The organism is Pseudomonas sp. N040 (genome assembly GCF_015637705.1).
Classification (GTDB): domain Bacteria; phylum Pseudomonadota; class Gammaproteobacteria; order Pseudomonadales; family Pseudomonadaceae; genus Aquipseudomonas.
In genome coordinates, this window is the sequence record NZ_JADOBE010000001.1 from 518991 (window position 1) to 530432 (window position 11442).

Genomic DNA, 11442 nt, shown 5'->3' on the forward strand with positions numbered 1-11442 from the left:
AGCGCCGCCAGCTTTGGCTCTGCTCTGGCAGCATTGCGCCGGCCTTATCGCGGCGAGGGCGCCGCTCCTACAGGGTCCGTGGTTGCTGCACGGTTGGCGGTTGCCGGGCGGCGCGAGCTTTGGCCGCGGGCCTGCAGTCGCCGGCATCAGCCCAGGTAGACCTGGATATCCACCGCGTCGATCTGCTCCGGCTGCAGGTAGCGCTCGGCGTACTCGCGGTACACTCCGCTGCGCAGGAACAGCTCGAACAGCTCGGGATCGATGTGCTGGTCCTGCTTCATCGCGCCCATGATCCGGATCGCCTCGGAGAGCAGCTTGCCCTGCTTGTACGGCCGGTCGATCGCGGTCAGCGCCTCGAAGATGTCGGCAATCGCCATCATCCGTGCCGGCACGCTCATCTGCGCGCGGGTCAGGCGTTTCGGGTAGCCGCTGCCGTCCATCTTCTCGTGGTGGCCGCCGGCGATTTCCGGGACGTGCTGCAGGTGCCGCGGGAACGGCAGTTTCTCCAGCATGATGATGGTCTGGATGATGTGCTCGTTGATCTTGAAGCGTTCCTCCTCCGACAGGGTGCCGCGGCGCACACACAGGTTGTAGAGCTCGCCGCGGTTGTACAGGTACTCCGGCACGCTAACCTTGAAACCCCACGGGTTGTCCGCCGCCAGGCGCTCGCGCTCGCGGCGCAGGAACAGGTGCTCGGGCTTGTCGGCCAGCAGCGCCTCGCTGACCGGCAAGGCCGGCTCGGGGTTGCGCTGCTTGCGCTGGCGCTCCTCGTAGGAAATCCCCAGGCGGTCGGACAGGGTGCGTGTCCAGCTGCGCCGGGCCAGCGCCTGCAGGCGCTCGAGCTGCTCCGTGGTCATCGACTCGCCGCCCTCGTTGCACTGCGCGACAAAGGCGAAATCGTCATCCAGCTGGCGCAGCTGTGCCGCCAGCCCGGCCTGCAGCGCGGCGGCATCGCCGCCGGCGGCCAGTGCCTTGAGGCAGGCGATCTCGGCATCACGCTTGAGCACCTCGAAGCGCATGCGCACCTCGTGGATGCGGTCGTACAGGGTTTCCAGCTTGGTCGCCTTGTCGACCACGTATTCCGGGGTGGTGACCTTGCCGCAGTCGTGCAGCCAGGCGGCGATGTGCAGCTCTTCCCACTGGTCGTCAGTCAGCTCGAATTCGGCAAACGGGCCTTGCCGTTCGGCGCAAGCGGCGCGCGCCAGCATTTTGGTCAGCTCCGGCACGCGCTGGCAGTGGCCGCCGGTGTACGGGCTCTTGGAGTCGATGGCGCCGGCAATCAGCTCGATGAACGACTCGAGGAGGACCTTCTGTTCCTCGATCAGGCGCTGGGTGTTGAGGGCAATCGCGGCGGTGGTGGACAGCGCGCGGACAAACGCCATCAGTTCCTTGCTCAGGCTATGCCGCTGCTCGTCGACCAGCAGGGCCAGGGCGCCGAGCAGGATGCCATCACGGTTGCGCAGCGGCAGCACCCACAGGGTCAGGCTGTGCGCGATCTCGCGCAGCGCCGGGAAGAAGGTCTGCAGCTCTTCGACGGACAGCGGGCGTGGCGGCAGCTGTTCGTCGAGGCCCTGCAGCAGCGGATGGCCCAGGTCCTCGCCGGTGACCAGCACCTGCAGGCCGTGGCCGTCGAGCAGGCTGCCGCGCTGGCGCACCCGCGCCAGTTCGAGGTGGCTGGCATCGGCGTCGGCCAGGTAGATCAGGCTGGCATCGGCGCCGGTCACTGCCTGCATCTCGCGCAGCAGGCGCGCGAGCAGGCTGTTGAAGTTGGTTTCGCTGGCCAGCGCGGTGGACAGCTGCAGGAAGCGCTTGATGGTGCCTTTCATGTTGCCCATGGCCTCGGCCAGGTCGACCACCTCGGCAATCTGCGATTCGACCTCGAGCGCTTCCTCGAAGTCGAAGCGCTGGATCTTGCCGGCTTCGCGGGTCAGCCCGGCCAGCGGCCGCGAGGCCAGCCGCGACAGGCCGACGGCGGCGAGAATGCCGAGCAGCAGCAGGCCGCTGACGATGTAGAGGCCGCGTTGCAGGCTGGCCAGGACTCCGGCGAGTAATTCCGCATGCGGACTGGCAATCCACAGGGTCAGCCGGCTGCCGCCAAACTCCGGCAGGCTGATCGGCCCGCCTTCCCAGGCATTGCCCTGCGGATCCTCGAAGCTGTTGAAGGTGCCGCCACTGGCGGGGGTTTCGCGCATCAGCGTTTCCAGCATCGGCAGATCGAAATCACCGATCTGCGGCAGCCGGCCCTGGCCATCGGCGGTCGCGAGCATGGTCGCCGGGCCGAGGTGGGAGCTGAGGACCTGGCCCTCTTCGTTGAGCAGGACGATGCGTGTGCCGGGGGTGACCTTGCTGGCCATCAGCACCTGGTTGAGCGAGCGCAGGGTGATGTCCAGCCCGGCCACCCCGGCGCCAGTGCTGGCGGCTTTGGCAAAGGTCAGGCCGGCTTCCCGGGTGCTGGCAAACAGGTACGGTCGGGTCACCTGCAGGCTGCTGCTGTTGCGCGCCTGCATGTACCAGTCGCGCTGGCGCGGGTCGAACTGGTAGTCAGGCTTGCCGCGGCGCTCGATCAGGCTCAGGTCCGCGCGGAAAAACAGGTGCTCGCCGAGCATGCCGCCGTCCTTGCGCTGGATGCTCTGGACGATCCACGCCGTGTCCGCCGGCGGCTGGAACAGCGTCTGCAACTGCGGGTTGTCGCGCCAGCGACGCAGCATGAAGAAGTCGCCGCTGGCGTAGCCGAAATACATCGAGTTGGCGTTGGGTTGCGCGTCCAGTGCCGTCGCCAGCCACGCCAGGCTGTCCAGCCGCTGCTCCAGGGAGGTCGCCTGCGCCAGTGGCTGGCGGGCCAGCAGGGCGGTGCTCATGGCTGCCGGGCGGTAGAGGTTCTGCAGTTCGCCGATCGCCTGCTGGCCGATCAGTGCATAGCGCTGGCCGACTTCGGTGGTAATCAGCCGGCGCGTCTCGATGTACTGGAAGCTGCCGGTAATCGCGGCATAGGCGAGCAGCAGGCCGATGAACAGGTAGGAGATGTGCACGGCGAAAGGAATGCGGCGGGAAGGCACGGGCGTGCTCCTGGATGCTCACGGTTCCCTTCACTATAGATTCGCCGGGCCGGATTGGGCGCCGCTGGCTGCGCGCTCAACCGGCGCGCGGTTCAGGCGCTTTTCCAGCCCTTGAGCAGGCGGCCGACCTGATAGCCGCGCCAGCCGAGCATGCGCGTGGCGGTCATCACGCCGCCCATCAGGGCGCCGCCAACACCGGCGGTGAGCATGTCGGCACCGGTCAGGTAGAGGCCCTTGATCGGCGTTTCGCTATGAATCCAGTGCTGGTCGAAGCGTTCCACGGTGTGATTGAGGCCATAGATTTCGCCCTGCTCGTTCCACTGGAACCATTCGGTCGACAGCGGCGTGCCGAGTTCACAGAAGTCCAGCGCGTCGCGCAGCTGCGGGTAAAAGCGGTAGAGGGTTTCCAGCAACTCGGCAGTCAGTTTGGCCTTGAGCGCGTCGTACTCGGCGCCGCGCTTGCCCCAGGTGCTGCCTTTCCATTGGGCGAACAGGCTGGGCAGGGTCGGCGCGACGATTTCCACCGTGGCCTTGTGCGGGTAGCGGCTATCCCAGGACGGGTCCTTGGCCGACGGGAAGGAGATGTAGATCATCGGCATCTGCTCGGTCGCGCCGGTTTCGAAGCGGATGGTATTGGCGTCATGGTCGGCGCCCGGGTAGACCCAGTAGTTGGTTTTGGGCAGGCCCAGTTCGGCGGCGCTGCCCTTGAAGCCGGCATACAGGCACAGGCTGGCGGCGGACAGCTCGACCTGCTGCAGCGGTGCCAGCAAGCCCCTGGCTTCGGCAATTTCGCGTGGCAGCAGGCGCGTGTAAGTAGGAACCAGCCCGGCACCACTGACGATCTGCGGCGCGCGCAGCTCGACATCGTCCTTGTGCAAACGTACGCCGACGGCGCGGCCGTTCTCGATGATGATTTCCCTGACCCCGGCGTAGGTGAACACGTTGCCGCCAGCGGCTTCGATCACCGGGATGATGGTCGCCGCCATCTGTGCTGCGCCACCCACCGGGTAGCTGCCGCCGGCCAGATAATGCTTGGCGACCATGGCATGCATGACGAACGCCGACTGCGCCGGCGGCAGGCCGTAGTCACCCCACTGGCCGGTGAGCACGCCGATCAGCTGTTCATTCTGTGTCAGGCCTTCGAGTACTTCACGGGTGGTCTGGAAAAAGTAGTCCGGCAACAGGCGTCGGCGCAGCTTGCTGTAGAGCACGCCCAGCCGCCGTGGCAGGGCCTGGCCGACGAAGAACTTGGGTACCTTGGCGCTGACCTCGCCGAGCAGTTCGATATAGCGGTCGATGGCCACGGCTTCTTCGGGGAACTGGTGCTTGAGCGCGGCCTTGAGCTGGTCGCGACCCGCCACATAGTCGAAGGTCAGATCGCCGAGGATGATGCGGTCAAAGTGATCATCCATCGGCTCCCACTTGAGCTGGTTGTCGGAGATCACGTCGAACACCCGGCGCAGCACGGTCCAGGGTTTGTGCACCTCGCCGATGTAGTGCACGCCGACATCCCACTCGTAGCCACTGTTCTCGTAGGCATGGGTGTAGCCGCCTGCGGTGTAGTGCTGCTCCAGCACGCACACGCGTTTGCCCAGCCGCGCCAGCAGGGCGGCAGTGGTCAGGCCGCCGATGCCGGAGCCGATGATGATGGCGTCGTAGTCGTTGCGGGCCAGGCGGGGACGGAAGCGGGTGCCGGTTCTTTTCACGGGATACTCCAGGGCGAACTGTATATGCAATATTTTGCATATTGCCTGCCTGCTCAGGCTAATGCAACTAGTTGCATAGTGCGTATACTGCCGCGGTCTTCCTGCACGGCGCTTATCCATGTCCCTCAAGCACGCAATCCTGATCCTGCTGGAAAGCCAGCCCGGCAGCGGCTACGACCTGGCCAAGCGCTTCAAGGAGGGCCTCGGCTACTTCTGGAACGCCAAGCACCAGCAGATCTACCAGGAGCTGAAGAAGCTCAGCGCGGCGGGCTGGCTGGACTGCGAGGCGCAGGCGCAGGACAGTCGGCCGGACAAGAAGGTCTACCGCCTGACCGCGGCCGGGCATGCCGAGCTGCTGCGCTGGCTGGACGCGCCGGTGCAGCCGAACCGGATCAACGATGCCCTGCTGGTCAAGCTGTTCGGTGGCGCGCACACCAGCACGGCCAACCTGCGTGCGGAAATGGACCGGCACCTGGCGGTGCACCGCAAGACCCTCGACAGCCTGCTGGCCATCGAGCAGGCCTACCTGGCCCTGCCTGACGCGCAGCGCGCCGCCTGGCGCCTGCCCTACCTGACCCTGCGCCGAGGCATTCTCGGCGAGCAGGCCTGGCTGGCCTGGGCCGCCGAAGCGCAGCAGGTGCTGGCCGAGTAGCTCGTGCAGGCTTATTCGCCTCCAGCGGCTTGGCCTAACGGCGAATGAGCCTGCGTGCTGATCCGGTCTGTGGCGGATTCACCCCATCGAATTGAGCACCGGCGGAGCGCTGTTTCACTACAGTGTTGGCAAAGTTTCGGGAGAATGCGCGTGGACGTTGATCTGATCATCCGCAATGGCCGTCTGTTTGACGGCAGCCAGGCTCCTTCACGCACGGCCGATCTGCTGATCGATCAGGGCCGGGTGCTGAAGATCGAGGCGCAGAGCAGCGCGCGCGGCCGTCGCGAAATCGACGCCAGCGGCCAGTGGGTAATGCCCGGCGCCATCGATATCCACACCCACTACGATGCCGAGGTGGAAGTCGCCCCCGGCCTGCTGGAATCCCTGCAGCACGGCGTGACCAGCCTGATCTTCGGCAACTGTTCGTTGTCGCTGGCGCTGGGTAATGCCGAGGACATGATCGACCTGTTCGCGCGGGTGGAAAATCTGCCGCGCGAGACGCTGGCCAAGTGGTTGGATGGCAAGGTCGACTGGAAAACGCCGGGGCAGTACTACGAGCATCTGGAGACGCTGCCGCTGGGGCCGAATATCGCCAGCCTGATGGGCCACTCCAACCTGCGCCTGGCGGTGCTCGGCAAGGCCCGCAGCCTGAAGCCGACGCGCCTGGACTGGGGCGAGAAGAATGCCCTGCGCAGCCTGACCCATGAAGCCATGGAGGCCGGGTTCCTCGGCCTGAGCATCGACATGCTGCAGTGGCACCGCTGGAAAGGCTTCAAGTACAACGGTGCCTCGGCGCCGTCGCACTACGCGCGGATGAGCGAGTTCCGCCTGCTCGCCGATGTGCTGCGCCAGCACGACCGCGTGCTGCAAGCCACGCCGGATGCGGGGCGGCGGTATCTGGTACCCATGCTCGCGTTGCTCAGCCATGGCATCGGCCGGGCGCCACTGCGCATGAGCATGCTCACCAGCCTGGACTTCACCAACAACCGCCGCCTCGGGCCGATGACGCGCCGGCTGGCCAGCGTGATCAACGACGGGCTGAACGGGAATCTGCGCTTCCAGTCACTGGCGGTGCCCTTCGAGCTGTGGAGCGACGGCTGCAACACCCCGGTGTTCGAGGAGATGCAGGCCAGCGCCTGCCTGATGAATGCCGACAGCGCCGCCCAGCGCCAGCTGCTGTATCGCGACAGCGACTGGCGCAAGCAACTGCGCGGCGAATGGCTGAGCCGCTTCGGTGCGAGCTTTCACAAGGATCTGGCGCAGATGCGGATCGTCGGCTGCCCGGATGCCTCGCTGGTCGGCCACAGCTTTGCCGACATCGCCCTGCGCCGCGGGCAGGCGGCGGTCGATACCTTCCTCGACCTGATCAGCGAGTTCGACGAAAACATCCGCTGGCACTCGGTGATCGCCAACGACCGCCCGGCCGAAATGCGCCGTTACCTGCAGCACCCGTATATCCAGCTCGGTTTCTCCGACGCCGGCGCGCACAACCGCAATCTGGCGTTCCAGAATTCGCACCTGTGGTTCCTGCGTGACTGCCTGCTCAACAGCGATGCACTGCCGCTGGAAAAAGCCGTGTGGCGCATCACCGGCGAACTGGCCGACTGGTTCGGGCTGGATGCCGGCTATCTGCGCGAAGGCCGGGTGGCCGATGTGCTGGTGCTCAACCCGGAAGCACTGAAAACCGATCTGGGCGGCCCGCAGGAAACCACCGACCCGCGCTTTGACGGCGCCATGCGCATGGTCACCCGCTCCGGGCGCACTGTGCAGCAGGTCATCGTTGGCGGTCAGGTGCTGCTCGACCAGGGCCGGCCGCACGCCGAATTCGAGCAGCGCCGCTTCGGCCGCCTGCTGCGCAGCACCCACAAAAAACCGTAGGCTGGACATCTCGCGCAGCGAATGTCCACCAAGCCTGCCGGTGGAAAAGGCCATGCCGTTTTCCACCCTACGAATATTCGCGATAACAAGGAGGGCGGAGTGATAGACACCTTGCAGCACTGGAAGAACAGCGGGCGCTTTCTCGACTGGCAGGGGCAGCAGCTGTTTATCGTCGACAGCGCCGATCACGACCAGACAGCCAGCGAGAAGCCGGTCTTGCTGCTGGTCCACGGCTACCCGACGTCGACCTGGGATTTCAGCCACCTGTGGCCGCAACTGTCTGCCCGCTTCCGTGTCATCGGCGCCGACCTGCTCGGCCTCGGCTTCAGCAGCAAACCGCGGCCGCACCATTACTGCATGGCCGAACAGGCCGACCTGATGGAATTCGTCCTGCAGCAAGCCGGCGTGCAGCAATGCCACGTGCTGGCTCACGATTACGGTGACACCGTCACGCAGGAACTGTTGGCCCGTGATCTCGAGCGGGCGCAGTCACGCTACCAGTCGGTGATCCTGCTCAACGGCGGGCTGTTCCCGGAAACCCACCACGCGCGGACCATGCAAAAACTCATGGCCAGCCCGCTCGGTCCGTTGCTGGCGTACCTGACCAGCCGCAGGAAGCTGCTCGGTACCTTCAGTTCGGTATTCGGCCGCGCCACGCAGCCGGATGCAGCCACGCTGGAAGCGGTCTGGCAACTGGTCAACACCAACCACGGGCTGCACGCGTTACCGCCGCTGCTCGGCTACATGGCCGAGCGCCGCCAGCACCGCGAGCGCTGGGTTAACGCATTGCGCCAGGCGCGCATGCCGCTGGCACTGGTCAACGGCAGCGCCGACCCGGTGTCCGGCGCGCACATGGTCGCGCGTTTTCGCGAAGTGGTCGGCACGCAACATTTCATCCGCGAACTGCCGGGCATCGGCCATTACCCGCAGCTGGAGGCACCGCAGGCGGTGCTCGAGGCTTGTGTCGAATTCTGGCGAGGCATTGGGCTGGCGGCGTAACCCAGCGCGGGTAACAGGCATGAGCGTCCGCCGCCGGGTATCGCCATGCGCCACCCATCCTGCGAGCTACGGGTGTTGCCCAGGCCGGCCAGGCACCACTGGCGGCCTCATTCGGCGGGGATTTCGGCCTCCACCAGCTGCGCCAGCAGCACCAGCGAGTCCTGCCAGCCGAGGTAACACATCTCGACCGGTATCACGGCTGGAATGCCCTCCTGCACGATGTTCAGCTCCGTGCCGCAGGATACTGCCTTGAGTTCGATGGTCGTCTGCATCACGCCCGCCAGGTTCGGGTCATCGAACGTCTCCCGGTAGCGCAGCCGCGCGCCCGCCACCAGCTCCAGATACTCGCCGCCGAAGGCGTGAACCTGGCCGTTGCCGAAGTGGGTGAAGGACATCCTGAAGGTGCCGCCAACCCGCGCATCGAGCTGCTGCACGCTGGCGGTGAAGCCGTGCGGCGGCAGCCACTTGGCCAGCGCCTCGGGATTGAGGAAAGCGCGATAGACGCGCTCGGCCGGTGCCCGCAGGACACGGTGAAAACGTACGGTTCCGCTGCTCATCGGGGGTACTCCGTTATGACTTGCCAGGGGCGGCGCCGGGGTACTGCGGCAGGTCGTCGCCGATCCGCTCCCAGGCTGCCTTCGATGCGACATGGATGTGGTAGGCATTGGCGCATTCGAACGCCGTCTCGACCGTGCCCAGGCGCAACCGGCGCACCCCCGGCAGTTCGTCGCGGGCGCTGTAGATCGGACTGCCGCAGTTCGAACAGAACACCCGCGCCTTGTGCGGCACGGCGCGGTACTCGCGCAGCAGCTCCTGGCCGCGGACCATGCGCAGTCGCGCGCTGTCCACCGGGCTCACCGCCACATAGGCCGAGCCTTGCGCCTTGCGGCACTGGGAACAGTGGCAGAGCGAGATTTCCTCGATGCAGCCGTCGTACTCATAACGCACGCCACCACACAGGCAGCTACCAGTGATCATCTGCGCCACTCCCGGGAGAACTACAGCGTGCAGCTTAGCCGAGTCCGCGCTACGGGCGCTCGAGGCCGCGCAGACGCAGGCGTAACTGCGGCCACAGCAGGTTCAGCGCCAGGCCGCCGAGCACCAGTGCGGCGGCGCCGAGTTTCCAGGCCGGCAGGCGCTCATCCAGCCACAGCGCCGCGCTGCCCATGCCGAACAGCGGCACCAGCAGGGCCATGGGGGTGATGGTCGCCGCCGGGTGGCGGGCCAGCAACCAGGCCCAGGCGGCATAGCCGAACAGCGAGTTGCCCCAGGCCTGCCAGCCCACGGCCAGCCAGGTATGCGCATCAGCGGCGCGCAGGCCGCTGCTGATGGCGTCCCAGCCTTCCAGTTGCAGTGACAACAGCGCCAGCACCGGTACGGCAAACAGGCTGGACCAGACCACGTAGGCCAGCAGGTTGGTGCGCCCCGCCTGGCGCGCCACCAGATTGCCACAGGCCCAGGACATGGCCGCCAGCAGCACCAGCGCCAGCCCCAGCAACGTGGTACTGCCATCGGTATGGCGGATGATGATGGCGATTCCGCCACAGGCCAGCAGCAGTGCCAGCCACTGGATACGCTGCAGCCGTTCGCCGGAGAAATACATGGCCAGGCCGATGGTGAAGAACACCTGCACCTGAATCACCAGCGAGGCCAGCCCTGGCGAGATATGGCCATTCATCGCGACATACAGCACACCGAACTGGCCCACGCCGATCAGCAGTCCGTAGGCCGCCAGATTGCCCCAGGAAACCGCCGGTCTGGGCAGCAGGAACACCGCCGGCACGGCCGCCAGGCTGAAGCGCAGGGTGGCGAACAGCAGTGGCGGCAGCTGGCCGAGGGCCAGCTTGATCACCACGAAGTTGCTGCCCCACACCGCGACCACGGCCAGGGCCAGGAGCAGGTGACGGAACGGCAGGCTGGAGTTCATGGTGGATTCCGCGCGCCGCTGGGGCAGCCGTTGCAGGGGGGAGGTCATGCTACGCGCGGGCGGACTGAAGCGGCAAGCGAGGCTGCCGGTTTGACGCTGGGGCCGTGCTTTGCGGCGGTCCTCCAGCCGGTCAAAGCCGGCTTGCAGGGTGGACAACCGCATTCTTCTCCAGCATCTTTGCCCGGTCCGGCCAAGGGCTGACTTGGCCAATCCTGATACCGCCATCCTGCGCGGCTCATCCTGGCAATGGGCAGGCCGGGTCTTGCATCGCTGCTCCAAGGAGAACGCATGATTCAAAGGGAAATAGTGATTCTGGGGCAGCGCCGAACCGTAGCTGGCGACCGGGACTATCTCGGGCAAATGGGCGATGAGTTCGAAGCGGACACCACGGCGCTTCTGGCGGCGCTGTGCAACCCGGACGCTACGGCCGTCGACATTGGGGCCAACATCGGACTGACCACCCTCGCATTGTCTGCTATCTGCAGTGAGGGCAGCGTCCTGGCAATTGAGCCGGTGCCGGTCACATTCACGCTGCTGGACAGCAATCTCGCGACCGCCGGCGTGCAGAATGTCTCGACCTTCAATGTTGCGCTCGGGGCCGCGGAGGGCTCGGTCTCCATGTATGTCGATGCCAGCAACCTGGCAACTTCATTCGTGGTGGGTATTGATGCCGGCGCGGGCCATGAAATACCGATGACCTCGCTCGACTCCCTGGTCTCGCGACAACAGCTGCAGCGGCTTGACTTCATCAAGATCGATGTCGAAGGCTGCGAGCTTGAAGTGCTCAAGGGGGCCCAGGAAACACTTGCACGCTTCCAACCCATCGTCATGCTGGAGATGAATCACTGGTGCCTGAACGTCTTCCGCCGAGTGTCGCTGCCCGAGTTCAGAGACCGGTTGCTGGAGCTGTTCCCCTGCGTCTATGCGGTTGATCACCAAGGATTCCTGGACTTTTCCGAGCCGCTCAACGCCGGTTCCGTGTATCACGCCCATGTTTTCGAGAATCGCTACATGAATCTGGTGGCTGGCTTCGATCGGAAGAGCCTGCTGGCCCGGCTCGGTCGCCTGCCAATGGCCGCCCCCTCCGCTGCCGGGCCGTGCGCGGATGCTGGCCGCGACAGCGCCGAACAGCAACTGCAGGCGGTGCTCGATTCGACCAGTTGGAAACTGACGGCACCATTGCGCCGTCTCTGCCATTGGGCGAAAACCTCAAGAAAGGGGTAG

General features: G+C 65.8%; 9 protein-coding genes. 4 read left to right on the plus strand and 5 right to left on the minus strand.

The features are described 5' to 3' along the window. Positions 1-146 precede the first annotated feature (146 nt). A complete protein-coding gene (locus tag ISX93_RS17270; RefSeq protein WP_195777091.1) occupies positions 147-3056 on the minus strand; it encodes an HD domain-containing phosphohydrolase in 2910 nt (969 codons plus the stop codon). Positions 3057-3148: 92 nt separating this feature from the next. Then, positions 3149-4762, minus strand: coding sequence for a phytoene desaturase family protein (locus tag ISX93_RS02450; protein ID WP_195777092.1), 1614 nt, complete (start codon positions 4760-4762; stop codon positions 3149-3151). A gap of 118 nt (positions 4763-4880) precedes the next feature. Here ISX93_RS02450 and ISX93_RS02455 point away from each other — a divergent pair, with 118 nt between their 5' ends. The 3 genes from ISX93_RS02455 to ISX93_RS02465 all read left to right on the plus strand — a co-directional run bounded on the left by ISX93_RS02455 (position 4881) and on the right by ISX93_RS02465 (position 8291). Then, positions 4881-5414, plus strand: coding sequence for a PadR family transcriptional regulator (locus ISX93_RS02455; protein ID WP_195777093.1), 534 nt, complete (start codon positions 4881-4883; stop codon positions 5412-5414). 150 nt (positions 5415-5564) lie between these two features. After that, complete coding sequence (locus tag ISX93_RS02460; protein ID WP_195777094.1) at positions 5565-7292, plus strand: N-acyl-D-amino-acid deacylase family protein; 1728 nt, start codon at positions 5565-5567, stop codon at positions 7290-7292. A 99-nt stretch (positions 7293-7391) separates the two neighbouring features. After that, on the plus strand, positions 7392-8291 hold the full coding sequence (locus ISX93_RS02465) for an alpha/beta fold hydrolase (RefSeq protein WP_195777095.1): 900 nt from the start codon (positions 7392-7394) through the stop codon (positions 8289-8291). A 107-nt stretch (positions 8292-8398) separates the two neighbouring features. Here the strand turns inward: ISX93_RS02465 and ISX93_RS02470 are convergent, their stop codons facing one another. From ISX93_RS02470 to ISX93_RS02480, 3 genes are read right to left on the minus strand one after another with little or no spacing between them, the layout of a single operon-like run. Then, a complete protein-coding gene (locus ISX93_RS02470; RefSeq protein ID WP_195777096.1) occupies positions 8399-8848 on the minus strand; it encodes an SRPBCC family protein in 450 nt (149 codons plus the stop codon). 13 nt (positions 8849-8861) lie between these two features. Further along, positions 8862-9269: a GFA family protein gene (locus ISX93_RS02475; protein ID WP_195777097.1), complete on the minus strand. Its 408-nt coding sequence runs from the start codon at positions 9267-9269 to the stop codon at positions 8862-8864. Positions 9270-9318: 49 nt separating this feature from the next. Continuing rightward, complete coding sequence (locus ISX93_RS02480; protein ID WP_195777098.1) at positions 9319-10218, minus strand: EamA family transporter; 900 nt, start codon at positions 10216-10218, stop codon at positions 9319-9321. A gap of 288 nt (positions 10219-10506) precedes the next feature. Between ISX93_RS02480 and ISX93_RS02485 the strand changes: the two genes are divergently transcribed. Then, positions 10507-11442: an FkbM family methyltransferase gene (locus ISX93_RS02485; RefSeq protein WP_195777099.1), complete on the plus strand. Its 936-nt coding sequence runs from the start codon at positions 10507-10509 to the stop codon at positions 11440-11442.